At 67.8% G+C, this 26279-nt stretch carries 22 protein-coding genes; 10 read left to right on the forward strand and 12 right to left on the reverse strand.

All coding sequences use genetic code 11. From position 1 onward, the window contains the following. Positions 1–124 precede the first annotated feature (124 nt). From VLF18_RS09940 to VLF18_RS09955, 4 genes are all read left to right on the forward strand, one after another. Complete coding sequence (locus tag VLF18_RS09940; protein WP_325279470.1) at positions 125–466, forward strand: energy transducer TonB; 342 nt, start codon at positions 125–127, stop codon at positions 464–466. Between the two features lie 145 nt (positions 467–611). Next, entirely contained in the window at positions 612–1364 is a 753-nt protein-coding gene (locus VLF18_RS09945) for a MotA/TolQ/ExbB proton channel family protein (RefSeq protein ID WP_325279490.1), read from the forward strand. Between the two features lie 3 nt (positions 1365–1367). Continuing rightward, the gene (locus VLF18_RS09950) at positions 1368–1799 is read left to right on the forward strand and encodes a biopolymer transporter ExbD (RefSeq protein ID WP_325279471.1); all 432 of its coding nucleotides are present in this window, start codon (positions 1368–1370) and stop codon (positions 1797–1799) included. 205 nt (positions 1800–2004) lie between these two features. Further along, positions 2005–2403 carry a biopolymer transporter ExbD gene (locus VLF18_RS09955; RefSeq protein WP_325279472.1) on the forward strand — a complete coding sequence of 133 codons (399 nt, stop codon included), beginning with the start codon at positions 2005–2007 and terminating at the stop codon, positions 2401–2403. 60 nt (positions 2404–2463) lie between these two features. On the opposite strand, the gene VLF18_RS09960 is transcribed toward VLF18_RS09955, so the two are convergent. The 7 genes from VLF18_RS09960 to VLF18_RS09990 all read right to left on the reverse strand — a co-directional run bounded on the left by VLF18_RS09960 (position 2464) and on the right by VLF18_RS09990 (position 9874). Then, positions 2464–3225 (reverse strand): pyridoxine 5'-phosphate synthase, encoded by a 762-nt coding sequence (locus tag VLF18_RS09960; protein ID WP_325279473.1) that lies wholly within the window; start codon positions 3223–3225, stop codon positions 2464–2466. Next, positions 3212–5194: a serine hydrolase domain-containing protein gene (locus tag VLF18_RS09965; protein ID WP_325279474.1), complete on the reverse strand. Its 1983-nt coding sequence runs from the start codon at positions 5192–5194 to the stop codon at positions 3212–3214. The genes VLF18_RS09960 and VLF18_RS09965 overlap by 14 nt, the downstream gene beginning before the upstream one ends. 179 nt (positions 5195–5373) lie before the next feature. Next, entirely contained in the window at positions 5374–6327 is a 954-nt protein-coding gene (locus VLF18_RS09970; protein WP_325279475.1) for a PDZ domain-containing protein, read from the reverse strand. A gap of 13 nt (positions 6328–6340) precedes the next feature. Further along, the gene (locus VLF18_RS09975) at positions 6341–6796 is read right to left on the reverse strand and encodes a hypothetical protein (protein WP_325279476.1); all 456 of its coding nucleotides are present in this window, start codon (positions 6794–6796) and stop codon (positions 6341–6343) included. Continuing rightward, on the reverse strand, positions 6778–7371 hold the full coding sequence (locus tag VLF18_RS09980) for a sigma-70 family RNA polymerase sigma factor (protein WP_325279477.1): 594 nt from the start codon (positions 7369–7371) through the stop codon (positions 6778–6780). Before VLF18_RS09980 ends, VLF18_RS09975 begins: the two co-directional genes overlap by 19 nt. 84 nt (positions 7372–7455) lie before the next feature. Next, complete coding sequence (locus VLF18_RS09985) at positions 7456–9114, reverse strand: hypothetical protein (protein WP_325279478.1); 1659 nt, start codon at positions 9112–9114, stop codon at positions 7456–7458. Positions 9115–9214: 100 nt separating this feature from the next. Beyond that, positions 9215–9874: a 4'-phosphopantetheinyl transferase family protein gene (locus tag VLF18_RS09990; protein ID WP_325279479.1), complete on the reverse strand. Its 660-nt coding sequence runs from the start codon at positions 9872–9874 to the stop codon at positions 9215–9217. Positions 9875–9962: 88 nt separating this feature from the next. Here VLF18_RS09990 and VLF18_RS09995 point away from each other — a divergent pair, with 88 nt between their 5' ends. Beyond that, a complete protein-coding gene (locus tag VLF18_RS09995) occupies positions 9963–13460 on the forward strand; it encodes a PAS domain-containing hybrid sensor histidine kinase/response regulator (protein WP_325279480.1) in 3498 nt (1165 codons plus the stop codon). 465 nt (positions 13461–13925) lie between these two features. On the opposite strand, the gene VLF18_RS10000 is transcribed toward VLF18_RS09995, so the two are convergent. Continuing rightward, on the reverse strand, positions 13926–14600 hold the full coding sequence (locus tag VLF18_RS10000; RefSeq protein ID WP_325279491.1) for a response regulator transcription factor: 675 nt from the start codon (positions 14598–14600) through the stop codon (positions 13926–13928). Positions 14601–14695: 95 nt separating this feature from the next. Next, positions 14696–16642: an acetate--CoA ligase gene (gene acs / locus VLF18_RS10005; protein ID WP_325279481.1), complete on the reverse strand. Its 1947-nt coding sequence runs from the start codon at positions 16640–16642 to the stop codon at positions 14696–14698. Between the two features lie 210 nt (positions 16643–16852). On the opposite strand from acs, the gene VLF18_RS10010 reads away from it, so the two are divergent. Both VLF18_RS10010 and VLF18_RS10015 read left to right on the forward strand, forming a co-directional pair. Continuing rightward, positions 16853–18217: a DcaP family trimeric outer membrane transporter gene (locus VLF18_RS10010; RefSeq protein WP_325279482.1), complete on the forward strand. Its 1365-nt coding sequence runs from the start codon at positions 16853–16855 to the stop codon at positions 18215–18217. Positions 18218–18228: 11 nt separating this feature from the next. Further along, a complete protein-coding gene (locus VLF18_RS10015; RefSeq protein WP_325279483.1) occupies positions 18229–19908 on the forward strand; it encodes an MFS transporter in 1680 nt (559 codons plus the stop codon). A gap of 88 nt (positions 19909–19996) precedes the next feature. Here VLF18_RS10015 and VLF18_RS10020 read toward each other — a convergent pair whose 3' ends face one another. Then, positions 19997–21775: a DUF885 domain-containing protein gene (locus VLF18_RS10020; protein ID WP_325279484.1), complete on the reverse strand. Its 1779-nt coding sequence runs from the start codon at positions 21773–21775 to the stop codon at positions 19997–19999. A 112-nt stretch (positions 21776–21887) separates the two neighbouring features. Here VLF18_RS10020 and VLF18_RS10025 point away from each other — a divergent pair, with 112 nt between their 5' ends. Further along, positions 21888–22652 (forward strand): rhomboid family intramembrane serine protease, encoded by a 765-nt coding sequence (locus tag VLF18_RS10025; protein ID WP_325279485.1) that lies wholly within the window; start codon positions 21888–21890, stop codon positions 22650–22652. Further along, the gene (locus tag VLF18_RS10030; RefSeq protein ID WP_325279486.1) at positions 22627–23844 is read left to right on the forward strand and encodes a DUF3142 domain-containing protein; all 1218 of its coding nucleotides are present in this window, start codon (positions 22627–22629) and stop codon (positions 23842–23844) included. The genes VLF18_RS10025 and VLF18_RS10030 overlap by 26 nt, the downstream gene beginning before the upstream one ends. An 8-nt stretch (positions 23845–23852) precedes the next feature. On the opposite strand, the gene VLF18_RS10035 is transcribed toward VLF18_RS10030, so the two are convergent. After that, positions 23853–24320, reverse strand: coding sequence for an Lrp/AsnC family transcriptional regulator (locus VLF18_RS10035; RefSeq protein WP_325279487.1), 468 nt, complete (start codon positions 24318–24320; stop codon positions 23853–23855). Positions 24321–24459: 139 nt separating this feature from the next. Between VLF18_RS10035 and phhA the strand changes: the two genes are divergently transcribed. Then, positions 24460–25350, forward strand: coding sequence for a phenylalanine 4-monooxygenase (gene phhA / locus VLF18_RS10040; protein ID WP_325279488.1), 891 nt, complete (start codon positions 24460–24462; stop codon positions 25348–25350). Positions 25351–25402: 52 nt separating this feature from the next. Here phhA and VLF18_RS10045 read toward each other — a convergent pair. Continuing rightward, positions 25403–26279: Calx-beta domain-containing protein (locus VLF18_RS10045; protein ID WP_325279489.1), on the reverse strand; the 877-nt coding region annotated here is incomplete at its 5' end.

Consider the following 26279-nt stretch of genomic DNA (forward strand, 5'->3'; position numbering starts at 1 on the left):
GCCGCCGCCGCCGCCTCCGGAACCCCCGAAGAAGCCGCCGCCGAAGATCATCGAAAAAGTGAAGCCGCCGCCGACTCCGCCACCGGAGCCGCCGCCGGCTGTCGTGGTCGAGGAAGCCTCGCCGATGGCGATTCCGGCGCCGCCGCCGGCTCCGCCGGCGCCGCCCGCTCCGCCGGCCGACATCGCGCCGAGCGAAAACATCAGCTATCGCAAGGCTCGTCCGCCGCGCTATCCGCCGCAGGCCGTACGTCAGCGCCATGAAGGCGAAGTCGTGCTGCGCGTGCTGGTCGGCGTGGATGGCAAGCCCAAGGATATCCAGGTCGAGAAATCGTCCGGATTTCGCGAACTCGATCGCGCAGCGATTGATGCCGCGCAGACTTGGGTGTTCAATCCCGGTCAGAAAAACGGTGCTGCGGTTGAGGGCTGGGCACTGGTTCCGTTCCGCTTCAGCCTCAACGAACTGTAACTTCCACCGATCCAACTAATTCAAGGGTAGCGTCATGTTCCAAGACACCTCGACCCCGGCGGGGTCCGTTCCTCCGGCGGCTGACGCAGCGGCTGCCGCTGCGCCGACCCTCGGCACCAACAGCAATGCCGCAGCCCTGAAGGAAATGGGCTTCAGCCACCTGATCCAGAACTACAACCCGACGAATCCGAACTTCGATCTGGTCGGCGCGATCGTCTTCGTGACGCTCTGCCTGTTCTCGGTGATGTCGATCTACTGGATCGTGCTGAACCTGATCCGCAACACGGCTATCCGCGGACGCATGAACACCATCATGCGCACGTTCTGGGAAACGCCGTCGGCTCAGGAAGCGATCCGCTTCATGGAAGAACAGCCGGCTTCGGAACCGTTCTCGAAGATCGCGCTGGACTGCGCTTCGGCTGCAGCCCACCACCAGCGTCACGAAGGTAGCCGCCTTGTCGAAGCGCTGAACCGCTCCGAGTTCATCGACCGCGCGCTGCGCCAGGCCGTGGCCCGTGAAAGCGGCCGTCTCGAAGGCGGTCTGACGGTTCTCGCAACCGTGGGTTCGACCGGTCCGTTCGTCGGTCTGCTTGGTACGGTGTGGGGCATCTATCACGCCCTTATCCGCATCTCGGCGTCCGGCGATGCGTCGATGTCCGCCGTCGCAGGCCCGGTCGGTGAAGCGCTGATCATGACCGCGTTCGGTCTGTTCGTCGCAATTCCGGCGGTGCTCGCGTACAACTTCTTCGTGCGTTCGAACCGCGTGATCCTGGCGCGCTTCGACGAATTCGCGCACGACCTGCACGACTTCTTTGCCACCGGTTCGCGCGTCGAAGCAGGTGCGGCTCCCGCACCGGCACGCACCACGGCTCCGGCGGCGCCTGCCGCGAGGAAGTAAGCCATGGCATTCAGCTCAGGTGGCGGCGGCGGTGGCGCGCCGATGGCCGAAATCAACGTTACGCCGCTCGTCGACGTGATGCTGGTGCTGCTGATCATCTTCATGATCACGGCGCCGATGATGCAGCACAAGATTCGCATCGATCTGCCGCAGGCATCGTTGAACACGCAGAACAACGAACCGGTCGAGCCGATCGATCTCGCCATCAAGGAAGACGGCACGCTCTACTGGAACGACAGCTCGATCAGCGATCTCGAACTGAAGGCCCAGCTCGCCGTTGCCGCACAGAGGACGGTCCAGCCGGAACTGCAGATTCGCGCCGAAAAGAACACGCGCTACGAAATCGTGGCGAAGGTGATGGCCGACGCGAAGAACCAGGGCATGGTCAAGATCGGCTTCGTGACTACCCCGGGTGCCCGCGGCGGTCAGCAATAACCTGTACTACGCTCGCCAACGCTACCCTGCCGGTGCGAGCCGGATAAGCGCCTCGGGAAACCGGGGCGCTTTTTTTTGTCCGTGCGGCTCAGTTGCAAAATCAACGAGCAGTCTTCGCAACACCCGACCATGACGAACGGCTAGGCAACGCGAGCGCCGACGCTATGCTGGAGCCGCCAACCTCGGCAGTTCCGGAGTCCGCCGCATGTCCGCTCTGACCGTTCGCTCGACCGAAAGTCCGCTCGCCGAAATCAACATCACGCCGCTGATCGACGTCATGCTCGCGCTGCTGCTGATCTTCATGATCTCGGCCCCGCTCGTGACCAAGAAGATCGAACTTCCGATCGGCAGCAGCGACGGCAAAGTATCGCGCACGGTCGAACTGCGCATCGCGGCCGACGGCCAGGTGATCTTCAACGACGCGGCACTGAGCCCGATCGAACTCGAAGCGCAGCTCCTGAGCTGGGCAGGGCAGGGCGAGAACACGCCGACGTTGCAGCTGGCGCCTGACAAGGCCGTGCCGCATCAACGCCTCATCGACGTACTCGCGCTCGCACGCCAGAGCGGCATTCAGGGAATCTCGATCGAGACGCCGCGGCAATGACCCGGACTCGGCGGCGAGGCGCCGTACGCGCGTCGCACCCACGCGCGAATCGAACCGCGGTCAGCCTGCGGGACTGCGCGAACGCAGGATCCGCAAATAGTTTTGCACCGTCGCGGCGAGGCCGTCATACAGCGCCTCGCCGATCAGCGCATGGCCGATCGACACTTCGGCCAGGAACGGAATCGCGTCGACGAGCCGGCCGAGATTGGCCTGATTGAGATCATGTCCCGCGTTGACGCCGAGACCAGCCGTACGCGCGGCCTCGGCGGTCGCCACGCAGCGTTCGAGTTCTTCGTCGACATCGCCGGCCGCAAAGGCCTTGGCGTAGGGGCCGGTATAAATTTCCACGCGATCCGCACCGATGTCGGCGGCACGACCGAGTGCGGTCGTCCCGGCATCGACGAACAGGCTGACGCGTGCGCCGAGTGCGCGCAGCTCCGCAATCAACGGACGCAGCGAGGCGGTGTCCGCATCGAGGTCGAAGCCGTGATCGGACGTGATCTGCGCGTCACCGTCCGGCACGAGCGTCACCTGCTCAGGCCGCACTTCGCGCACGAGCGCGATCAGACCCGGATAGCTGCCGCGCGCCGGGGCGAACGCGTTGCCCTCGATGTTGAACTCGACCCGCCGCGCGATGCGTGCCGCGAGCGCGCGCACGTCGTCGGGTCGTACATGGCGCTGGTCCGGCCGCGGATGCACGGTCACGCCGCCGGCGCCTGCGGCGACCACGCAGTCGCAGGCTCGACCGATGTCGGGTTCGTCCTCGCCGCGCGAATTTCTCAACACGGCTATCTTGTTCAAATTGACGCTAAGTACCGTCATGGCTCGAATCCTTCGGTTTTTCGTCCGCGCGCGGCGCGAATCGGGGGCGCTCGAAACGCTCGGGCAGCGCCTCGACACGAGCCGGCGGCGCCGCCGGCGCCGGGCGCACGTTCGCGGACTTGTTCGGTCGTGGTGTGTCGGCGATATCGGTCGAAGGCGCCGTACGCGTCGATATCGCCGCAGCTGCTGGAATCGCGGTGCGCGCGGCTCCGCCCGGCGGAAGGTAAGGCCGTGCCGCCGGCGTTGGCGGTGGCGGTACCGGCAGACCCACGACCCAGGGCGCCGTCGCATGGCTGGCCTGAGCCGCGGCAGCACCGTCGCGCTCTGCTGTTTTCGCCGCGTCGCGCCTACGCCGCTCGTCCGCCAGGGCCGCCGCCACCGCGGGCGGGAGCACGGCCCAGTCGACGCGTTCCAGCGTCGTCTCGTTGCCGAGCAGGTTCAACGTCAGCGCTGCAACGTGCCCGTCGGGCGCGCGCCGGGCGGCGAGTTCGAGTTCGCCGTCGCGGCTCGCGAACCGGTCGTCCGCATACGCGAACAGCTCGCGCGCCTGCGCACCACTGAACTGCAGCGTCATCCGGTCGCCACAGCCAAGCCGCGCGACTACATCCGCATCGACGGCGAAGTCGCCGCAGTAGTCGCGGCGCCGCTCCGCGGTCAGCGCAGCTTCGCTGCGCGGCAACATGGGCGCGCGCGCGCTCAGTCGGCGCACCGGCACGATCACGCCGTTCTCCGACCAGCGCAGCGCGTCGATGCGACCGCGCGCATCACGCTGGAAGCTCAGCCGTATCGCCGCGCCGTCGACGGCGAACAGGTCGGGAGCCAGCGGCGTGAGCCGCAGCGCGAGCCGTCCGCTGATCTGCGCCGACAAACCCGACGCACTCGGGCGGATGACGAGCTGAGCTCCCGGCGTGAATTCGTAGAGCCCTGCGAATTCGGCTGGATCGAAGCTCGCGGCCGCCGGTGCCGGCGGAAGTGGCGGCAGCGCACCGGCTCTGAGCAGCGCCAGGCCCAGCGGCGCGAGACTCGCCGCGCCGTTCGCCGACAGTGCGACGGCCTGCTGCTGGTCGGTACGAAAGCCGACGAATACGGTTTCACCGCCGAGCTGCGCCGACTGCCAGACCAACGGCCATTCCTGCTCTTCGGCGCGCACGGTCGTGATGCGCCAGCCCAGACCCCAGTTCGCGCGGCTGTCCCGGGGCTGCCGCGACAGCATCAGCGCCGCGCGCAGCGGCGACTCGCCGGGCCGCAGCATCGCGCGCAGGAGCCGCGCCAGATCCTCGGAACTCGACCGGACGCGGGCCGGCAGCGCGCTCGGACCGGAGTCGCCGTCGACGCCCGTGTCGCGCAGTCCGAGCGGATTCGAAACGCGTACCCGCAGCGCCGTCGCATAACCATCGCCGTGGGCGCGTCCGAGCAGCCAGGCCAGCAGCAGATTGCCCAGCGGCGATTCGCGCGGCAGCGGCTGCGCCGGCAAGCGATAGTTCGCCAGAAACGTCAGCAGATCCGCCTCGCGATAGTCGCGCCACGGATCGGCGGGGTCCGACGGAAACAGGTTCGTCGGCAGCGGAGGGAGCCCGCTGGTCTGCATGGCGAGCTCCTGCAGGCCGATCGCGCAGACACGCGCATCTGCGCAGGCGAAGCCGTCCGGAAGGTAGCGGCTGATCGGATCGTCGAGGCGGACCCGGCCGCTGCTCGCGAGATCCCCGAGCAGCAGGCCGGTCAGCGCAACCGATGCATCGCCGAGCGCCAGCCGTGCGGCAGGCTCAGCCTCCGGTGTGGCGGGATAGCGCGTCTGCGACGCCGACATGTGCGAGAGATAGGTGGCGGACACCTGGGACCAGCTGCCCTGCGCCGCAGCGCGTTCCAGATAGTCCGCGGCCGGTGCCGGCAGCGCGGCGCCGTCCTGGGCGCCTGCCGCCGCCGCATGGCCGAGCACGGCGGCGATCAATAGTCGAATGGCGGTACGCATGACGCGCAAGCATAGCCGCTGCGATCATCATGCCGCGCTGTGCGCGGTCACAGAGCATATGACGAAAAAAACCGCGGCTCGGGCCGCGGTCTGAAGAGGGGCGCCACGTCCCTGTGGCTGCGGTTGCACCTGTGGAAGGGAGTGCGGGGAATTCGACGCCTCCGGCGCGCGAAAGTTCCTCAGCCACATTTGTCGGGTTTTTCGCGCCAGACGACCGGTTCCCAGTATTCGCCGCTGACGCGGCTGTTGCGCTTGTCCTCGTTGAACTTCGCGGCGAGGTAATACGTGGTGTCGGCCTTGACCGTCACGGTCATCGTCTTGATCTCGGGACCGTCGCCCAGGCGCGTCGGATTCTGGCGGCGATAGACCTTGGCCGGAATCAGCTCCGCGAGCTTCAACGTATGCGTACCGGCCGAGACGCGGAACTGGTGCACGCCGGCCGGGCCCGTCGAGACGCCGTCGATCATCAGCAGCTTCGCGCCGTAAAGATCCTGCTGGCGCGGCGCGACGTCGAAGTCGTTGAACCGTCCGCAGCCGCTGCCGGCGCCGCCGATCTCCGGCTCGCGACGCGACGCCACCGCGGTGCTCGCGAGCAACTCGTCGCGACCGACCTTCAGATGGATCGGCGGCAGGGTGATGCTGCTGATCTCGCCGCGCACCGTCACCGGCTTGCCGTCGCGTTGCAGTTCGAACTCCAGCGGCGCGCCGTCTGCCTGCGCATCCACGAGCGTGCGCATCGTCGCCGCTGCCTGTGCATGACCGGCCGGGTCGCTGCCGAGTCCGACCAGACTCGTGCCGTTGAGCGCGACGATGCGATCGCCCGCCTTGACGCCCATGCGTTGCGCCGCGCTGCGCGGCGTTACGCCGAGTACGCGCAGGCCGTCGCGCGCACGCTCGGCGCTCGCGCTGTCGACGAGCAGGCCGAGGTTGTTCACGCGTCGCGCCGGTTCGTCGAGCGTGAACGCAATGTTCTCGCCCGCGGTGTCGGCGAACGCGCCTGATTCGATCAGCCGCACGAGCGCCAGCTGGACTTCTTCGCCGAGCCGCTGTTCGGCCGGCACCGGCTGCGCGGAAACCGCCGCGGCCAGCGCCATTCCCAACACCGTCAGCAGGGACTGCTTAAGCATCGACATCGATGTTCTCCACTCAAATCCGCGTCAGCTGCGCGCCATCGGCAGCCAGCGCGATCAGACTCGTCAACACGTCATTGCGCTGCTGCCACAACGGCATCAGCTCTTCTGCCGCCGCACCGCGGTCGTAGGCCTCCTGCAGCGCCAGTTCCACCGCGCGCAGTTCGGCTTCGTTCTCCAGCGGTGAGGCAATCTGACTCAATCCCGCATACCTCTGCTCGAGCTCGTGCGAGCGGTGTTCGAGCAGCGCGAGTGCGCTGCCGCCCGGTCGGACCTGCGGCTGCGGCGACATCAGCAGCACCGCTGCGAGCGCGAACGCCGCCGCGATTCCCGCGCCCCAGCGCACGATGCGACGACGCTGCGAACGACGCCGATGCTCCGCCTCGATGCGCGCCCACAATTGCGGCGGCGGATCGAACTCCGGCAGCGCGGCCAGGCGCAGCGTCTTCAGACTCAACTCCGGCTCGGCCATGGCGCCAGCTCCACTTGGTTCGTATTCGGGGTCAACCATTCCTGCAGTCGCCGCAGTGAGCGCGACAGGATGGATTTGGAATAACTCTCGGTCTGGCCGAACAGCTCGGCCAGTTCCTTGTGCGTATAGCCTTCAACTTCATGCAGCACGAGGATCAGACGCGCGCGCGGCGGCAGGCGTTGCAGCAGCCCCATCACGTCGTGCGTGTCCGATGCGGCAAATCCGCTGCCGTCGCTTGCATTGGCGAACAATCGCTCGGGATCGTCCGGATCGATGTGCCGTTGACTGCGCAGCTGGTCGATCGCGGCATTGACCGTCATGCGCTTGAGCCAGGCCCCGAACGGCGCGTCGCCGCGGTACTGCCGGATCGCGTCCATGAGCTTCAGAAACACGTCCTGCACGATGTCCTCGGCACTCGCGGAACTGCCGAGCACGCGCATCGCCAGCGTATAGCAGGGTCGCGCATAGAGCCGGTACAGCGCCGCGTGCGCCGAGACGTCGCCGCGGCGCGCGCGCGCGAGCGTCATCGCGTCGACTTCCTGGGCAAAACCGGTGCGGGTCTCGGTCGGGTTCATGTTCATGCTGAAAGCACGACGGACACGAATGTCAGCCCGTCGCAGGCAAGCGCAAATATCGCAACATCGCGCGAACCGCGCGGCTCATCCGCGACGCGCGAGGCGAATCTCCAGAATACGCGCGCGCTCGACGAACAGGCGCGCCTGGCCTGATTCGCGATTGACGCTGACCGTCACGCCGGCGGCGCTGACTTCGGCGACCTTGCCTTCGATCTCCTTGCCGCCGCTCGTGATGAGCACGACGCGCGAGCCGGTCTGACCGTTCAGCGCGTCGTATGAAATGACCGCGAACGGCCGCTCGCGTGCCGCAGTCTTCTCCGGCAGGCGGTCGATGCGCGGTCCCTGCCAGACCAGCGCGGCCGTCGAGCCGGGCGGCGGCGGCGGCGCCGACGGCAGGCCGGCAAGACGCGGATCGAGGCGCGGATCGATCCGCGTCGCCGGACGTGTCGCGGCCGTGGTGTCGCCCGGCACCGCCGCCGGTTCCGTCGGCGGCGCCTTTGTCGTTTCGGGCTTGACCGGCGACGTCGGCAGCGGCGTCACCGCGGACGTCGTGATCGGCGGCTCCGGCGTCGTCGTGGCCAGTGGCGGTGCCGTCGCCGGCGTGCCGGGCTTCGGCGCATTCGTCGTCGTCGCGAGCACCGGATTCTCCTCCGGCCGCACGACCACGGTTTCCGGCTGCGGCTCGGGTTCGGCCAGCGGATCGTGCATCAGTGCGAGATCGATGCCGGCCAGCGCTTCGACCGGTTCGGCCAGGAAGAACAGCTTGAACAGTACCGGCGGCGCGTCATTGTGCCGGGCCGTCAGGTTGAGCCAGCGCAACACTTCTTCGGGGTCGTAAGTGTCGTACTGAGCCGGCGCGATGTCCTCTCGCGGCAGGCTCAGCAGCTTCACGTCGCCGCCGCCGCGCAGCAGCGTGCGATACATATCCACGACACCTTCGGCGGGGACGATGTGCGAGACCTTGAGCCGCTCCTGCACTGCGGCGATGTGCCGGTCAATGAAGCCGTCGACGTCCACGCCGGTCTCGCGCGCGCAGAACTGATTGCGGCGGCGCAGGAAGTCGGCGTCCGCATAGCTGAAGTCGGCCGACGCGATCCGCACCGCCTCGCGCGCCGCCGCGCTGTCGAAGAACTGCGCGTTGATATGGCGCAGTTCGCTGCGCAACCCCAGCGTTCCGAACTGCGGATTTTCGATGCGGATATCGGCTTCGAGGTTCTGCGTGCCGGCGTCGTAGCGATAGTGAAGGACGACGGTCGGCGGGCGTGGCTGCACCTGCATCGAGACGAAGTCGGCCGGCGTGAGTTCCTTCGAAGCGCCGCAGGCGAAGGTCTCGAACGGAACGAGGCTCTGCACGCCGAACCACGGTGGGTCGTTGGCGTTGGCGAGCTTGCGCAGCGACGGCAGATTGACGTCGCGCACGCGCAGGCCGAGCTCGGTCGGGATGCTCTCGTCGCGCGTGATCGCGCGCGCGAGCAGCCACAGCAGCCCCGGCGTGCGCAGTTCGAGCGTCGACGCGCTGAAGCCGGCGAACTCGCTGCCCGCATTCGGCTTGAACTGGACGCCGCTGAGCTTGATGTCGCCGTCGAACGAACCCGTGGCGCCGGACCAGCTCAGAACGCCCCAGCGCTTCAGGCTGTCGGCGAGCCACTGCGCCTGCTGCCCGGCTGCCAGCCACAAGGCCAGCTTGACGCCGAGCGCCAGCACTCCGGCCGACAGCAGCAGATTGCGCAGCAGCTTCCACATGTCGACGGCGATCCTCGCACGGATGTTTCGTGTTCAACCGGAAGTTAGCCCGTTAAGCCGTGGCCCACAACTGGCGTCAGCACTGGTTTTGCGCCGTCGATTACGCCTGTATGACCGGGCGGAAAAAACGGATACGGCGAGCCTCGCCGCGCCATGCGAGATGGCCGATCCGCGGCAACGGCAGCGGCAGTGCGCGGACCTGCCACTCGGTCGCATCGCCGGCTTCGTCAGCTATCTGTCGCAGCCGCGGCGGGTTTGCGCCCAGGTCGAATTCGAGGCGATCCAGCCCGAACGCAAGGCCGCGACCGATCGCCTTGAGCACGGCTTCCTTCGCCGTCCACAGCCGCAGGAACGTCGGCTCGCGCTCGTCTGCCGCGGCCGCCTCGACCGCATCCGCCTCGCGCGCGCGGAAATAGCGCCGCGCGAGTTCGGCATGGGGCCGAGGGCGCGACGGCGACTCCAGATCGATGCCGACCTCCACGCCGCGCGCGAGCGCGACGACGGCCGCATCGGCGGCATGGCTGAGATTGAACGCGAGCGGCGCGCCAGCCAGCGCCGGCTTGCCGTGCGCGCCGGCTTCGAGCACGAGTTCGTCGACGGCACGACCGCAATAGCCGGCCAACAGCCGATGCAGAAACGCCTGCGCGCCGCGCCGCCGCGCCGCCGCGTCGCCGTCGAGTTCACAAAGCCACACATGGATTTCGTCGTCGGCCAGCGGCTGCGGCACGGCGGCGGAAGCGAAGGAGCCGGGGACGGACATGCCGCATCCTCGGCCGCCGCCGTTGCCGGGGTCAAGCAAACCCGCGCCCGTTCACTACAATCCCGTTCCGGACCCCGAGGGCGCTGCGATGATTCCTGGCTGGATCCTGCTGCTCGTTTCCCTGGCCTATGTCGCGGTGCTGTTCTTGGTCGCCTACTGGGGCGACGCGCGCCCGCTGTATCCGGGCCGGCCGGGTCTGCGGCCATGGATCTACAGCCTCGCGCTGGCCGTCTACTGTTCGTCCTGGACCTTCTATGGTGCCGTCGGCAGCGCCGCGAATTCGACGCTGGCCTATCTGCCGATCTACCTCGGGCCGATACTGCTGTTCGTGTTCGGCAGCGGCCTGATCGAACGCCTGACGCGCGTCGCGAAGGCGAACAACATCACCTCGATCGCCGACTTCATCGGCTCGCGCTTCGGCAAGTCGCATGCGCTCGGCGCGCTGGTGACGATCATCGCGGTGACCGCGGCGATCCCGTACATCGCGCTGCAGTACAAGGCCGTCGCGCTCAGCATCAGCGTTCTGGGCAAGGGCCAGACGCGCACCGTGCCCCCGCCGGAACTGCTGCAGGACTCGGCGCTCTACACTGCGCTGATGCTCGCGCTGTTCGCGATCCTGTTCGGCACGCGGCGCGTGGACGCGACCGAGCATCATCACGGCATGGTGCTCGCGGTCGCCGCGGAATCGCTGGTCAAGCTCATCGCGTTCCTCATCATCGGTCTATACGCGCAGCAGCTGTCGGGGACCACCCTGACCGTCGCCGAACTGCGTCTCGACTGGCAGCTGCCGAACGGCTTCGTCGCCCAGACGCTGCTCGCGTTCACGGCGATGTTCTGCCTGCCGCGCCAGTTCCATGTCGGCGTCGTCGAATGCGAAGACCCGCAGGACGTGCGCCGCGCGCGCTGGCTGTTTCCGCTGTATCTCGCGCTGTTCTGCCTGTTCGTGCCGGTCATCGTCGCCGCCGGCCGCACCGCGGCGGCCGGCACGGGTCTGACGCCCGACGTCTGGCTGCTGTGGCTGCCGCTCGCCAACGACAACAACCTGCTCGCGCTGCTCGCCTACATCGGCGGCTTCTCGGCCGCGACCGGCATGGTCATCGTCGCTTCCGTCGCGCTCGCGACCATGATCTCCAACGATCTCGTCATGCCGCTGCTGCTGCGGGTGCGTGCGTTGAAACTCGACCAGCGCCACGACCTGTCGAGCATCGTGCTCGGCGTCCGGCGCGCCGCCATCATCGTGCTGAGCCTGCTCGCGGTCGCCTACTATCGCGCGATGCCGCAGGGCGAACAGCTCGCCTCGATCGGCCTGCTGTCCTTCGCCGCGGTCGCGCAGTTCGCGCCCGCGATCATCGCCGGGCTCTACTGGCGCAGCGCGAGTCGCACCGGCGTGCAGATCGGACTCCTTGCCGGCTTCGCGATCTGGGGCTACACGCTGCTGCTGCCGAGTCTCGCCGCCGCCGGCTGGTTCGACGGCCACTGGCTGCAGACCGGCCCGCTGGGGCTGAGCTGGCTGCGGCCGCAGGCGCTGTTCCAGCTCAGCGGCTGGCACCCGCTCACGCACGGCACGTTCTGGTCGCTGCTCGCGAACACCGGCTGCATGCTGATCCTGTCGCTGCGCTACCGGCCCAGCATGGAAGACCGCCTGCGCGCGGCGAGCTTCCTCGATCTTTCGGCCGACCGCGGCACGAGCGCGGCCGGCGAATGGCGCGGTCGCGTCAGCGTCGGCGACCTGCGCGCGATCGTCGGACGCATCATCGGCGAGCGCGGCGCGCGGCGCGCGTTCGACGACTACGCGACGACGACCGGCAAGCCGTTGCAGGACGCCACCGCCGCCGACCGCCCGCTGCTGCAGCACAGCGAACGCATTCTCGCCGCGTCGATCGGCGCGGCGTCGGCGCGCCGCATGCTGACCAGCGCGCTGCGCGGTACCGGCCTCGATTTCAGCGAAGCCGCCGCGCTGCTCGACGAAGCCTCGCAGGAACTGCGCTACAACCGCGAGCTGCTGTCGACGACGATGGAAAACATCTCGCAGGGAATCAGCGTGGTCGACGCCGACATGCGGCTCGTCGCGTGGAATCGTCGCTATATGGAAATGTTCGACTACCCCGACGACTCGGTCTACGTCGGCCGGCCGATCGCCGACCTGATCCGCTACAACGCCGAACGCGGTGAATGCGGTCCGGGCAACGTCGAGACCCACGTCAGCAAGCGGCTGCAGCACATGCGCGCCGGCACTGCGCACGTCTACCAGCGCGTGCGCGCCGACGGCAGCGTGCTCGAGATGCGCGGCCAGCCGCTGCCCGGCGGCGGCTTCGTCACGACCTTCACCGACGTCACCGACTACAAGCGCGCCGAACAGGCGCTGCGCGAGGCGAACGAGACGCTGGAACAGCGCGTCTCGCAGCGTACGGCGCAGCTGTCCACCGCGCTCGCCGCGCAGGAGCGCGCGAAGTTCGAGGCGGAATCGGCGAACCAGTCCAAGACGCGCTTCCTCGCCGCGGCGAGCCACGACCTGCTGCAGCCGCTCAATGCCGCGAAGCTCTTCACATCCGCATTGCGCCACCAGCCGAATCTCGACGCGGAAGCCGCGCAGCTCGCCGAGCGCATCGACACCGCGTTCCGCGCAGCCGAAACGCTGCTCGACGCGCTGCTCGAGGCTTCGCGGCTGGACGCCGGCAAGTACCGGCCCGACATCGCGAGCGTCGCCTATGCCGACGTGATCGAACCGCTGCAGCAGCAATTCGCGATGATCGCCGAGCGCCGCGGCCTGCAGCTGCGCATCCATGCGAGCCGCGTCGTCGTGCGCACTGACCCGCATCTGCTGAGCCGCATCCTGCAGAATTTCATCTCCAACGCACTGCGCTACACGCGCAGCGGCCGCGTCGTCGTCGGCGTGCGGCCGCGCGGCGACGACGCGCTGATCCAGGTCTGGGACACCGGCCCAGGCATTCCGCCGGCGCAGCAGAAACGCATCTTCGATGAATTCCAGCGCTTCGATCACGCCTCGCCCTGGGGCGAGCAGGGCCTCGGCCTGGGCCTGTCGATCTGCGAACGCATGGCGCGGATTCTCGGCCATCGCCTCGGCCTGCAGTCGCAGCCCGGCAAGGGCAGCTGCTTCTCGATCCGCGTGCCGATCGTAGCGCGCCGCAGCCACGCGACCGCGCGGATCGCGGAGCGCGAAACCGCGGTCAGCGAACTCACGCCGCTGCACGTGCTCTGTCTCGACAACGAACCGGCAATTCTCGAAGGCATGTCCGCCTTGCTGACGCGCTGGGGCATGACCTGCGACCTCGCGTCGACGCTCGACGAGGCGCACCAGGCCATCGCCATTCGCCGCCCGGACCTGATCATTGCCGATTTCCACTTGGGTACTTTGCAGGACGGCATGGACGCGCTCGCCGAACTGCAGAGCCGCCTGCGTCCGGCGCCGCCGGCCGCATTGCTGACCGCCGACCGCAGCCCCGAACTCAAGCAGCGCGCGCGACTGCGCCGCTACGTGCTGCTGCACAAGCCCGTGAAGCCCGCGGCGTTGCGGGCGCTGCTGTCGGCGATGGGGAGAAATGTTGCATCGCGGGTGGGAGCATGAGTCGAGACGACCGGGGCCATTCAGCCGTCGTGACGTCGAAAGAATCGTTCGACAACGCACTATTGAAATCGCCGGGGACGAACATGTCGGTGTTCTTCGCCGACGGCTGCAACTTCGTCCCCGTGTGACGAAGGCACGGACGAGCGAAAGCGCTTGCTCGAGCAGGCAACCGGCATGCGGCTCGTCAAGACGCGCCTGACCTTGCCGACGCCCGGCCGCTTCCGCCCCGGACGTCCGTCAGGTTGTGTGCGCCTGCATCTCGTCGTCGGTAAAAACTAAAAAGTACAGAATATTCAATTCGAGCGTTTTATCCTGACCGGCAGTTTGCGCGCGCGGCAGTACAGCTGCTGTCTTCCATGACCTTCACACCGGCCGTGACGGCGACGAGGCGCTCATGCGGATCGCGCTGCGGAAGGAGGAATCTGCAGCGGACGCACCGCAGCGGATTGAGGAATAGGCACGTCGTCAGGCCTCGTCCGAATCCGCGAGCGGCAACGCCGTATTCGGATCGAGCGCAAGCTGGCTTGCGGCCAGTGCGACCTGCGTGCGGTTGTTGCAGCCGAGCTTGCGCATGATGGCGGTCATGTGCGCTTTCACGGTCGCTTCGGAGACGCCGAGTTCGTAGGCGATCTGCTTGTTGAGCAGGCCCTCGGCGATCATCGCGAGCACGCGGAACTGCTGCGGCGTGAGTTCGGCGACGCGCGCGGCGATCTGCGCCTCGTCGTCTTTCAGCGGGATGTTCGCGGCGCCCATCGCGGGCGGCAGCCAGATCTCGCCGTCGCGTACGTGTCGGATCGCATCGACGATGGTGTCGGCGGAACTCGATTTCGGGATGTAGCCGGCGGCGCCGTGGCCGAGCGCGCGGCGCGCGACGCTGCCTTCCTCGTGGGCCGAGACGACGATGACCGGAAGGCCCGGGTGCTGGCCGCGCAGGTGGGCGAGCGCCGAGAAGCCGCGTGCGCCGGGCATGTGCAGGTCGAGCAGCAGCAGCTCGGCGTCGGGGTGCGCTTCGACGAGCGTCAGCAGCTCGGGCACTGTCGACGCCTCGAACAGGTTCGCGCCGGGTGCGGCCTGGTTCAACGCACGCCGCAGCGCGTCTCGATACAGCGGATGGTCGTCGGCGATCAGGATCTCGGACATGCGCCCGAGCATCGCATCCGCGGCGACTGCGGGCAACAACACGAGCCCGCGCGGCGCCGGCGCGTTGCCAGGGCCGCGTGGTTTCGCGTCTCGCCTCAGCCGCGGATCAGGCGCTGGTCGACGAGGTTCTGCACGACGCCGGGGTCGGCCAGCGTCGACGTGTCGCCGAGCTGGTCGGTCGCGTTTTCCGCGATCTTGCGCAGGATGCGGCGCATGATCTTGCCCGAACGCGTCTTCGGCAGGCCCGGCGCCCATTGCAGATAGTCGGGCGAGGCGATCGGGCCGATCTCCTTGCGCACCCAGGCGACGAGTTCCTTGCGCAGCTCGTCGCTGCCGTTCTCGCCGGCCTTCAGCGTGACGTAGGCGTAGATGCCCTGGCCCTTGATGTCGTGCGGACAGCCGACGACCGCGGCTTCGGCGACCTTCGGGTGCGCGACGAGCGCGCTCTCGACTTCGGCCGTGCCGATGCGATGGCCCGACACGTTGATGACGTCGTCCACGCGCCCGGTGATCCACCAGTGGCCGTCGGCGTCGCGGCGCGCGCCGTCGCCGGTGAAGTAGGCGCCGGGATAGGTGCGGAAGTAGGTGTCGATGAAGCGCTCGTGGTCGCCGTACACAGTGCGCATCTGGCCCGGCCACGAATCGGTGAGGATCAGATTGCCTTCGCAGGGACCTTCCTGCACGACGCCGTTCGTGTCGACGATGGCGGGCTTCACGCCGAAGAACGGCTTGGTCGCCGAGCCCGGCTTGGTGTCGATCGCACCCGGCAGCGGCGTGATCAGCATGCCGCCGGTCTCGGTCTGCCACCAGGTGTCGACGATCGGGCATCGGCCGTCGCCGACGACGCGGTGATACCACTCCCAGGCTTCGGGATTGATCGGCTCGCCGACCGTGCCGAGCAGGCGGATCGATGCGCGCGACGTGCGCCGGACCGGTTCCTCGCCCTCGCGCATCAGCGCGCGGATCGCGGTCGGCGCGGTGTAGAAGATCGTGACCTTGTGCTTGTCGACGACCTGCCAGAAGCGGCTGACGTCGGGCCAGTTCGGCACGCCTTCGAACATCACGGTCGTGCCGCCGTTCGCGAGCGGGCCGTAGACGACGTAGGAATGTCCCGTGACCCAGCCGACGTCCGCGGTGCACCAGTAGACGTCGTCCTCGCGCAGATCGAACACGCACTCGTGCGTGTAGCTGACGTACGTCAGATAGCCGCCGGTCGTGTGCAGCACGCCCTTGGGTTTGCCGGTCGATCCCGAGGTGTAGAGGATGAACAGCGGATCCTCGGCGTTGACCGCGGCCGGCGGGCAGTCGGTCGACTGCTCCTCGACGAGCGCGCTCCACCAGCGGTCGCGCGGCGTCTGCATCGCGATCGGCGCTCCCGTACGGCGCACGACCAGCACGGTTTCGACCGACGTCGTGCCCGGGCGCGTCAGCGCTTCGTCGACGTTCGCCTTGAGCGCGACCTTCTTGCCGCCGCGCAGGCCCTCGTCGGCGGTGATCACGAGCTTGCACTGCGAATCGGCGATGCGCCCGGCCAGCGAATCCGGCGAGAAACCGCCGAAGACGACGGAGTGCACGGCGCCGATGCGCGCGCAGGCCAGCATCGCGACCGCGGCTTCGGGGATCATCGGCAGATAGATCGCGACGCGGTCGCCCTTGGCGATGCCGAGGTTGCGCAGCAGGTTCGCGGCGCGGCAGACGTCGGCATGCAGTTCGCGGTAGCTGATGCGGCGCGACTCGGATGGATCGTCGCCTTCGAAAATGATCGCGGTCTTGTCGCCGCGCGTCGCGAGATGCCGGTCGAGACAGTTCGCCGACACGTTGAGCGCGCCGTCGGCGAACCAGCGGATGTGCAGATCGTCGGCCGCGAACGAGACGTCCTTGACCTGCGTGAACGGCGTGATCCAGTCGATGCGCTGCGCGACGCGCGCCCAGAAGCCCTCGGGATCGGCGACCGACTCCGCGTACAGCGCGTCGTACCGTTCGCGCGTGATGCGGGTATTCGCCGCGTAGGCCGGATCGACCGGGTAGATCTTGCTCGACATGTCGGTGTCCTTTTTATATTTGCATACAAACCAGCAAAGTAACGCGCCGCGGGCGCCCCTCCCCTGCTGCATTGCATCAACACTATCCGAGGCTTGCGCACAACCAATCCGACTTTAGTCGAAATACGTCAGTGCTTCGACCAATGGCGAATGGAAGGCCAAAACCCACGAGCGCAACCTCGGCCGGCCACATGCCTTGGGAGGGGTTCAATGGCTTTCTCATCACTTTGTTCACTACGCCGCACCGTACTGTCGGCTGCACTGCTGCTGACCTTGAGCGGCGCCGCGCAGGCCGACAGCCGCAGCGAAGCGGCACTCGAAGCCCGCATCGCGCAACTCGAACAGCAGCTCGCCGACCTGAAGACCGCGGTCGAAGCGCAGAAAAAGGCGACAGCCGCTGCCCCGGCTGCCGCACCGGCCGGTCCGGCTGCACCCGGCGTGAAGGCACCGATCCAGGTCACGACGCTGACGCCGGGCGCGAATCCCGGCACGACGGTGAAGATCGGCGGCTTCATGAAGACCGATTTCATGCTCACGCGCACCGACTCGGGGCAACTCGCCGATTCGGCCTCGGGCCGCGATCTCTATGTGCCGGGACAGACGCCGGTCGGCGGCAGCGGCTCGAGCACCGACTATGACGCGGGCGCCAAGTTCTCGCGCGTCAACATCGGCATCGATACGGTCACCGAGAACAACGACAAGCTCGGCGCGTTCGTCGAATTCGACTTCTTCGGCGGTGCGCTCGGCAACGAGAACGCGACGAACACCTACGGCGTGACGCTCCGCCACGCCTACGCGTACTGGAACAAGTGGCTCGCCGGCCAGACCTGGTCGACGTTCATGGATACCGCGGCGCTGCCCGATGCGGTCGACTTCATCGGTCCGACCGACGGCGTGATCTTCGTGCGCCAGCCGCAGGTCCGCTACACGACCGGAAACTTCCAGATCGCGCTCGAAGATCCGCAGACGACGATCATTCCGCGCGGCGGCGGCGCGACCGCGAGTTCCGACCGCGGTGCACTGCCCGATCTTGCCGCGCGCTACACCTGGAAAGGCACCTGGGGCCACTTCGGCGTCGGCGGCCTGTTGCGCGACCTGCGCGTCGACCGCCCGGCCGCGGGCACGACGCCGGCGATCGAGGACAGCCAGTTCGGCGGCGCGCTCACGCTCGGCGGCAAGTGGAATCTCGGCGAGAAGAACGACATCCGCTACCAGCTGACCGGCGGCTCCATCAGCCGCTACATCGGTCTGGGCGTCACCGCCGATTCGGTGCTCGACAGCAACAACGACCTCGAGGCCATCGACGGTTGGGCGGGCTACGTCGCCTGGCGCCATATCTTCACCAAGCAGCTGCGCAGCAACGTGATGTACGCCCGCAGCGAATACGACAACCCGGTCGCCTATACCGGACAGGGCGTCACCAAGAGTTCGCAGAGCTTCCGCGTCAACCTGATCTATTCGCCGCTGCCGAAGCTCGATGTCGGCGTCGAATACATGGTGGGCCGCCGCGAGCTCGAGAGCGGCGCCGAAGGTGACATCGATCGCCTGCAGTTCATGGCGAAGTACTCGTTCTGAGGAGGATCACGATGGCTAGCGTTCCCTACGGCTCCGCCGCACCCACCGGCGCAGCGCCGCTCACCCAAGGCCACAAGCGCGTGATCTTTGCGTCGAGCCTCGGCACCGTATTCGAGTGGTACGACTTCTATCTCTACGGCTCGCTCGCGGCGATCATCGCCAAGCAGTTCTTCACCGCGCTGAGCCCGACCAGCGGCTTCATTTTCGCGCTGCTCGCCTTCGCCGCCGGCTTTGCCGTGCGTCCGTTCGGCGCACTCGTGTTCGGCCGCCTCGGCGACATGATCGGCCGCAAATACACGTTTCTCGTCACCATCGTGATCATGGGCCTGTCGACGTTCCTCGTCGGCATCCTGCCCAGTTACGCGAGCATAGGCATCGCCGCACCGGTGATCCTGATCACGCTGCGACTGCTGCAGGGCCTCGCGCTCGGCGGCGAGTACGGCGGCGCGGCGACCTACGTCGCCGAGCACGCACCGCAGGGCAAGCGCGGCCTGTACACGAGCTTCATCCAGACCACCGCGACGCTCGGCCTGTTCTTGTCGCTGCTCGTGATCCTCGGCTGCCGCACGTGGCTCGGCAGCGAAGCGTTCGAGGCCTGGGGCTGGCGCGTGCCGTTCCTGCTGTCGTTCGTGCTGCTCGGCATCTCGGTCTGGATCCGGCTGCAGCTCAACGAGTCGCCGCTGTTCCAGCAGATGAAGGCCGAAGGCAAGGGCTCGAAGGCGCCGATCACCGAGAGCTTCTTCTCGAGCAACGGCAAGATCGCGCTGCTCGCGCTGCTCGGTGCGACCGCCGGCCAGGCCGTGGTCTGGTACGCAGGACAGTTCTACGCGCTGTTCTTCCTGACGCAGACACTGAAGATAGACGCGACAACGGCGAACCTGCTGATGGCCGGCGCGCTCGCCTTCGCGACACCGTTCTTCATCGTGTTCGGCTGGCTCTCGGACAAGATCGGCCGCAAGCCCATCATCATGGCAGGTTGTCTCATCGCGGCGCTGACCTACTTCCCGATCTTCAAGGCGCTCACGCACTACGGCAATCCGGCGCTCGCCGCGGCCAGCACGACTGCGCCGGTCACCGTCGTCGCCGATCCGAGCCAGTGCGCATTCCAGTTCGTGCCCGGCGAACTCAAGTCGCACGTGACGTTCCGCAGCTCCTGCGACATCGTGAAGGGCTATCTCGCCGGCAAGAACATTCCTTACGTCAACGAGGCGGCCCCGGCCGGTTCGGTCGCGAGCGTCAAGGTCGGCAGCCAGGTCATTCCGAGCTTCGACGGCGCCGGACTCACGCCCGACCAGTTCAAGGAACAGAACACCACGTTCACCAAGTCGCTCGGCGCGGCCGTCTCGGCGGCAGGTTATCCCGACAAGGCCGATCCGGCGCAGATCAATCGCTTCATGGTCTTCGTGCTGCTGAGCATCCTCGTGATCTACGTGACGATGGTCTACGGTCCGATCGCCGCCTGGCTCGTCGAGCTGTTCCCGACGCGCATCCGCTACACCTCGATGAGCCTGCCGTATCACATCGGCAACGGCTGGTTCGGCGGCTTCCTGCCGACGACCGCGTTCGCGCTCGTCGCGGCGACCGGCAACATCTACCAGGGCCTCTGGTATCCGATCGTCGTCGCGCTGTTCACCTTCGTCGTCGGCAGCCTGTTCCTGCGCGAGACCAAGGATGTGGACATTTCGAAATAAGCAACAAAGCAATTCTGCTGTATGCACGGGGCGGCCGCGAGGCCGCCCCGTTTTCGTTCGCCGTCCCGGCGATCGAGGCGACGAAGTGTTACGGCGCGGCTTTCGCCTCGGCGATGAAGCGCTCGATGCGCTGATCGAGCAGCGACAGCGGCACCGATCCGAGCGACAGCACCGCGTCATGGAACGCGCGCAGATCGAACTTCGCGCCGAGTTCGCGTTCGGCCTTCGCGCGCAGCTCGCGGATGCGCAGCTCGCCGAGCTTGTAGCTCAGCGCCTGGCCCGGCCAGGAGATGTAGCGGTCGACTTCGGTCGTGATCTCGTGTTCGGACAGCGCCGAGTTGTCGCGCAGCAGCGCGAGCGCCTGGTCGCGGGTCCAGCCCTTGGCGTGGATGCCGGTGTCGATGACGAGGCGGCAGGCGCGCCACATTTCGTAGGTCAGCCGGCCGAAGTGCTCGTACGGCGTCTCGTAGATGCCCATTTCGACGCCGAGGTGTTCCGCGTAGAGCGCCCAGCCTTCGCCGAATGCGGAGATGTAGCTGTAGCGCCGGAACGGCGGCTGCTCGCCCTGTTCGCCGGCGAGCGCGCCCTGCAGATGGTGCCCCGGCACCGACTCGTGCAGCGTCAGCGCGGTCATCGCATACAGCGGACGCGCTTGGAGCTTCCAGGTGTTGACCCAGTAGAAGCCGGCACCCTTGCCGCCGGCCGGCGCCGGGCTGTAGCGGCCCGTCGTGTAGTACGGCGCGATCGCGGCCGGCACCGGCGCGACGCCGTAGGGCAGACGCGGCAGCGTCGCGAAGTATTTCGGCAGCTCGCCGTCGATGCGCTTGGCGATGTAGCTCGCGTACATCAGCAGTTCGCGCGGCGTCTTCGCATAGAACTGCGGATCGGTGCGCAGGAACGCGAGGAACGCGGCGAAGTCGCCGTCGAACTTCGCGTCCTTCATCACTTTTTCCATTTCTGCACGAATGCGCGAGACTTCCTTGAGCCCGATCGCGTGGATTTCCTCGGGACTCAGGTCCAGGGTCACGTATTCGCGGATCTGCTGGCGGTAGTAGTCCTTGCCGTTGGGCAACTGATACGCCCCCAGCGTCTTGCGCGCCTTCGGCACGTATTCGCCGACGAAGAACTTCAGGAGCTTCGCGTACGCCGGAACGACCTGCTCGCGCACGGCCTTCTCGCCGGCGCTGCGCAGCGCGGCGGCTTCGTCGGCGCCGATCGCCGACGGAAACTTCCTGAACGGCGCGTAGAACGGGTTGCTCTCGACGTCCTTGCCTTCGGCGATGCTGCGCAGCGGCCCGTCGCGGCCCTGCAGCACGACCTGCGGCAGCGTCATGCCGGTCTTCACGCCTTCCTGCAGCAGTGCGATGTGCTCGTCGAAATACGCCGGAATCGCGGCGAGGCGCTTGAGGTAGTTGTCGTAGTCGGCGCGCGTCGCGAGCGGATGTGATTCGGGCAGCTGGATCAGGTCGGCGTAGAAGCTCGAATCCGAGGTCATCGGCAGCAGGTAGCCGCGCACGCGGATAGTGCCGATCGCGTTCGCGAGCTGCTCGCGATAGATCGCATGGTCGATCTGCTGCGGCGCGGAAAGCTCGCTGACCGGAATCGCGTCGAGTTCGCGCTGGAATGCTTCGAGTTCCTTGAGCCGGCGCCGCTGGCTCGCCTCGTCGACGTGGCCGAGCTCGCCGTCCCCGCTGTGGTTGCCGGTATACGTCGCGAACTGCGGGTACTCGCGCTGGCGCCAGTCCCACTCGCGTTCGTAGAGCGCCTTGAAGCGCGCATCGGCGGTACCGGTGACGGACGGATCGGCGAGCGTGGCGCCGCTCAGGGCCAGCGCGAGCAGGGTGGCGGCAAAGCGAATCGACGGCATGATGGTCTCTCCCGGGCAACCTGCCGAGACTAGCCGAGGCCGGACGCGCCCACCCCTGCATAACGTCGTGGTCGGCTCTTGTCCCGCACCACGCCGCCCCAACGTCGCCGCGATGGACACGACCGCCGCCATACCGATCCGCGAAACCCCGCAGCTGAAACGCGCAAGTCTGCTCGCGCTCGCATTCGTCGCGGTGCTCTGGATCGTGAAGATTTTCGAGAGTCTCGCCGGACTCGATTTGACGGATTTCGGCGTGCGTCCGCACGAATGGTACGGATTGACCGGCATCCTCACGTCGCCGCTCGTCCACGGCTCCTACGAACACCTGATCATGAACAGCGTGCCGCTCGCGGTGCTGCTGGCGCTCGCGCGCTTCAACTACCCGAGCGGCTCGTGGCGCGCGCTCGCGTTCATCTGGATCGCCGGCGGCATCGGACTCTGGCTCATCGGCCGGCCGTCCTGGCACATCGGTGCGAGCGGCATCACGCACGGGCTCATGTTCTATCTGTTCGTGATCGGCCTGCTGCGCCGCGACCGGTACGCGATCGCGGTTGCGCTGATCGTGTTCTTCCTCTACGGCGGCATGGTCGCGACCGTGCTGCCGCGCGAGCCCGGCGTGTCCTGGGAAGCGCACCTGAGCGGCGCGCTCGCCGGTGCGATCGCGGCGTTTCTCTGGCAGAAGCGCGATCCGCCCGCGGCGCTGCCCAAGCCCAGCTGGGAACTCGAGGCCGAGATCGTCAACGACGCCGACACCTACGAACTGCCGCGGCCCGACCGCGTGCCGGTGCTCTGGCATCGCCTGCCCGACGAACGCGGCGTGGTCCTCGAATTCCCGCGCCGCCGTCGCGACGATGACACGCCGCCGACGCTGCACTGAGCGTCTCGCCGCCATCGCGCTCGCGTCGATCGCCGTGCTGCTCGGCGCCTGCGCCGAACGTGCGGCTCCGGCGTTGCCGCACAGCGTCTATGTCTGGCAGCGCGTCTGGGATCCGGCGCTGCGCGATGCGGTCGCCGAGTCGAAGACCTTCGCGACCTCGCTGCGCGTGCTCGCGCTGCAGTTCGGGACCGGCGGCGCGACGAGCCCCGACATCGACTGGGATGCGCTGCGCGCGGCCGGCCTGCCGGTGACGCTGGTCGTACGCATCGAGGGCGCCGCGGCGATCGGTCCGGACCGGCTCGGTGCCTTCCTGACGGCACTGCGCGAACGCGGCGAACATCTGCGGCGCAACGGCTTCGCGCGCTTCGATCTGGAAATCGATCACGACTGCGCGACGGCGCAGCTCGACGCCTATGCCGCTCTGCTCGCGCGGATACGTGCGGACGTCGGCGGCATCGACACGCTGACGATCACGGCGCTGCCGGCCTGGCGCGACGCGCCGGCGCTCGACGCCGTGCTCGCGCAGGTCGACGCGAGCGTGCTGCAGGTCCATGCGGTCGACGATCCGGCGCAGGGCCTGTTCGACGGCGCGACCGCACAGCGGCGCGTCGCCGTGTGGGCCAGGCGCAGCGGCGCGAAACCCTTTCTCGTCGCGCTGCCGGCCTACGGCGCGCGGCTCAAGCTCGACGCCGGCGGCGCGGTCGTCGCGGTCGAGAGCGAACAGCGTCTGCCGGCACGCAGCGCCGTCACGCGCGAGGTGCGCGTCGATCCGCGCGAGATCGAGGCCTGGCTGCGCGAACTGCGCGCGCAGCGTCATCCGAATCTCGCCGGCGTCGCCTGGTTCCGGCTGCCCCGCGACGGCGACGAACGCGCCTGGGCATTGCGCACGCTGCGCGCCGTCGTGAAAGGCCAGCCGCTGCAGCCGGCGCTGCGCGTCGTCACGCAGACCGGCGACACCGGCGTCATCGACGTCTGGCTGCACAGCGAAGGCACGCTCGACGCGCCGCGCGCGGCGCTGGCCGTCGACGGCCGCTGCACCGCCGGCGACGGCGCGAACGGCTATCGGCTGATGCGCGGAACGGCCTGGCGTCTGGAGCCGGACCGCGACGAACCGCTGCGCGCCGGCAGCACCCGGCTCGTCGGCTGGCTGCGCTGCGACGGCCCGGCCGGCGTGCGCGTGGCCGTCGACTGAGCCGGATCCTACAGCGGCAGCGCGCCGGTCTGCTTGACGGTGCGCAGCACGAAGCTCGAATTCACGTCGGCGACGCCCGAGTCGTTGAGCAGGCGATCGAGCAGGAAGCGCGAAAAATGGTCGAGGTCTTCGACGACGACGTGCAGCAGATAGTCCATGTCGCCGGTCAGCGCATGACAGGCTACGACTTCGCGCGATTCGGCGACGCGGCGGATGAAATGCTCGATCGACGGCGCGTCGTGGCGCGCCAGCTGCACGCGCACGAAGGCCTGCAGGCCAAGACCCACGGCGCGCGGTTCGACGCGTGCCGCGTAGCCGCTGATGACGCCGGCCTGTTCGAGCCGTTGCACGCGCCGCAGGCAGGCCGAGGCCGACAGGCTGACCTTGTCGGCGAGGTCGGCATTGGTGATGCGGCCGTCATGCTGAAGCACTTCAAGAATGCGCAGATCGGTCCGGTCCAGCTCGGTTTCTGCCATGAAGTTGCTCAGTAACGTTGAATTGCGAACGAATCTTGCGCCGACAGCGGCCGGTGGCGCAACAAAGCAACCCTGTTGCGCCGGATGAGTCCTACACTGCGGCCGTCGCGCGGACCTTGCCGCGCCCCGGAGAACGCCCATGCAGAGCGCCGCACAACGCGTCGAACATCAGCTCACCGACAAGGGCTACGTGCCGGTCTATACCACGCGCGTGATCGAGCAGCCGTGGGAAACCTATACCGCCGAGGACCACCGCACCTGGGCCACGCTGTTCCAGCGCCAGCGCGAACTGCTGGTCGGCCGCGCCGCGAAGGAATTCGTCGAGAACCAGGAGCGCTTCGGCATGTCGGCCGAGGCGATTCCGAAATTCAGCGATCTGAACCGCGTGCTGGAAGCCACGACGGGCTGGACGCTGATCGCGGTCGAAGGCCTGCTGCCCGAGCTGACCTTCTTCGAACACCTGGCCAACCGGCGCTTCCCGGTGACCTGGTGGATCCGGAAACCCGAGCAGCTCGATTACCTGTCCGAACCCGACCTGTTCCACGACCTGTTCGGCCACGTGCCGCTGCTGCTCAATCCCGTGTTCGCCGACTACATGCAGGCCTACGGCTGCGGCGGCGTGAAGGCCGCGGCGATCGGCCCCGAGGCGCTCGTCAATCTGACGCGCCTGTACTGGTACACGGTCGAATTCGGCCTGATCAACACGCCCGACGGCCTGCGCATCTACGGCGCCGGCATCGTCAGCTCGAAGGGCGAGTCGATCTACTGCCTCGATTCGGCCGCGCCGAACCGCATCGGTTTCGATCTCGAACGCGTCATGCGCACGCGCTATCGCATCGACACCTACCAGAAGACCTATTTCGTCATCGACAGTTACGAACAGCTGATGGACGCGACGCGGCCCGACTTCACGCCGATCTACGCGCGCCTCGCCGCCGAGCCGTCGATCGCCGCCGGCAACGTGCTCGCCGGCGACCACGTGTTCCAGCGCGGCAGCGGCGAAGGCTGGCTCGCGGACGGGGACGTCTGACACTGCCGGATTCGTAGGTTGGGCTTCGCCTGCGGCTCAACCCAACCTGCGCCTACTCGATGTCGAACGACTGCAGCGTCACCGGCACGGATACATCGATCGTCACGGTCGCGCCGGTCGGCGTGGCGAGGTCGACGCCGCCCTGCGGATTCGACAGCTGTACCGTGAAGGTCTGCGCGGGCTCGGGAACGAGGTCGGCGACGATCGGAATCACGATGGGCCTGGGCCCGCTCTCGCCGTCGTTCCAGTGCAGCGTTCCGCTCGTGAGTGCGTAGTCGCCGGGCTGCACGGCGCTGCCGTCGACGGTCGTGTAGTCGATGTCGACCGCGCCTTCGCTCGCGCCGAAGCGCTCGACGTTGATGATCACGGTGCCGACGGTCTCCGGCACGGTCAGCGCAACCGATGCCGCCTCGACGCGCACCGATCCCGGAATCGGCACGCGCGCGGGTGCGGAAAATTCCGACGTGTTGTTGGCCGGCCCCGGCGCGCTCGCGCCCGGCGGATTGGGTTCCGACGCGGCCGGATCGGTCGGCTTGAGGTCGGTCACCGTCGCGGTGATGTACTTGCCGCGCGTGTCCGTCGGTGAACCCGGCGCCAGCGACGCAGTGCCGGCGGCGAGGCCCGACGCATCCGTCGTCGCGCCGGTTTCGCCGAGAAAGACCTTGCCGCCCGACGCGTTGTCGTCGTTCATGTAGAACTCGATGCGGTATTGCCCGTTGGCGCCGGACTGCAGGGTCCAGCCGGCCGAACTCGCGCCGCTGCCCGGCGTGTAACCGGCCGTGCCGAGCACGACCGTGTTCTGTTGCCACTGCGCGTAGACCAGCGCGCTCGGCACGCGATCGCCGCCGTTGCTGCCGTCGGTCGGATCCGGGCCGTTGGCGACGACGTCGAGGTCGATGCCGAGACTGCCCGCCGGCACGCCGTAGATC

Source organism: Tahibacter sp., assembly GCF_035481375.1.
Lineage (GTDB): Bacteria > Pseudomonadota > Gammaproteobacteria > Xanthomonadales > Rhodanobacteraceae > Tahibacter.

Excerpts from the sequence above, each read along its gene's own strand:
- VLF18_RS09940 (WP_325279470.1), top strand. The coding sequence starts at position 125 with ATGGCGATTCCGGCGCCGCCGCCGGCTCCGCCGGCGCCGCCCGCTCCG.
- VLF18_RS09945 (WP_325279490.1), top strand. The coding sequence starts at position 612 with ATGGGCTTCAGCCACCTGATCCAGAACTACAACCCGACGAATCCGAAC.
- VLF18_RS09950 (WP_325279471.1), top strand. The coding sequence starts at position 1,368 with ATGGCATTCAGCTCAGGTGGCGGCGGCGGTGGCGCGCCGATGGCCGAA.
- VLF18_RS09955 (WP_325279472.1), top strand. The coding sequence starts at position 2,005 with ATGTCCGCTCTGACCGTTCGCTCGACCGAAAGTCCGCTCGCCGAAATC.
- VLF18_RS09960 (WP_325279473.1), bottom strand. The coding sequence starts at position 3,225 with ATGACGGTACTTAGCGTCAATTTGAACAAGATAGCCGTGTTGAGAAAT.
- VLF18_RS09965 (WP_325279474.1), bottom strand. The coding sequence starts at position 5,194 with ATGCGTACCGCCATTCGACTATTGATCGCCGCCGTGCTCGGCCATGCG.
- VLF18_RS09970 (WP_325279475.1), bottom strand. The coding sequence starts at position 6,327 with ATGTCGATGCTTAAGCAGTCCCTGCTGACGGTGTTGGGAATGGCGCTG.
- VLF18_RS09975 (WP_325279476.1), bottom strand. The coding sequence starts at position 6,796 with ATGGCCGAGCCGGAGTTGAGTCTGAAGACGCTGCGCCTGGCCGCGCTG.
- VLF18_RS09980 (WP_325279477.1), bottom strand. The coding sequence starts at position 7,371 with ATGAACCCGACCGAGACCCGCACCGGTTTTGCCCAGGAAGTCGACGCG.
- VLF18_RS09985 (WP_325279478.1), bottom strand. The coding sequence starts at position 9,114 with ATGTGGAAGCTGCTGCGCAATCTGCTGCTGTCGGCCGGAGTGCTGGCG.
- VLF18_RS09990 (WP_325279479.1), bottom strand. The coding sequence starts at position 9,874 with ATGTCCGTCCCCGGCTCCTTCGCTTCCGCCGCCGTGCCGCAGCCGCTG.
- VLF18_RS09995 (WP_325279480.1), top strand. The coding sequence starts at position 9,963 with ATGATTCCTGGCTGGATCCTGCTGCTCGTTTCCCTGGCCTATGTCGCG.
- VLF18_RS10000 (WP_325279491.1), bottom strand. The coding sequence starts at position 14,600 with ATGTCCGAGATCCTGATCGCCGACGACCATCCGCTGTATCGAGACGCG.
- acs (WP_325279481.1), bottom strand. The coding sequence starts at position 16,642 with ATGTCGAGCAAGATCTACCCGGTCGATCCGGCCTACGCGGCGAATACC.
- VLF18_RS10010 (WP_325279482.1), top strand. The coding sequence starts at position 16,853 with ATGGCTTTCTCATCACTTTGTTCACTACGCCGCACCGTACTGTCGGCT.
- VLF18_RS10015 (WP_325279483.1), top strand. The coding sequence starts at position 18,229 with ATGGCTAGCGTTCCCTACGGCTCCGCCGCACCCACCGGCGCAGCGCCG.
- VLF18_RS10020 (WP_325279484.1), bottom strand. The coding sequence starts at position 21,775 with ATGCCGTCGATTCGCTTTGCCGCCACCCTGCTCGCGCTGGCCCTGAGC.
- VLF18_RS10025 (WP_325279485.1), top strand. The coding sequence starts at position 21,888 with ATGGACACGACCGCCGCCATACCGATCCGCGAAACCCCGCAGCTGAAA.
- VLF18_RS10030 (WP_325279486.1), top strand. The coding sequence starts at position 22,627 with ATGACACGCCGCCGACGCTGCACTGAGCGTCTCGCCGCCATCGCGCTC.
- VLF18_RS10035 (WP_325279487.1), bottom strand. The coding sequence starts at position 24,320 with ATGGCAGAAACCGAGCTGGACCGGACCGATCTGCGCATTCTTGAAGTG.
- phhA (WP_325279488.1), top strand. The coding sequence starts at position 24,460 with ATGCAGAGCGCCGCACAACGCGTCGAACATCAGCTCACCGACAAGGGC.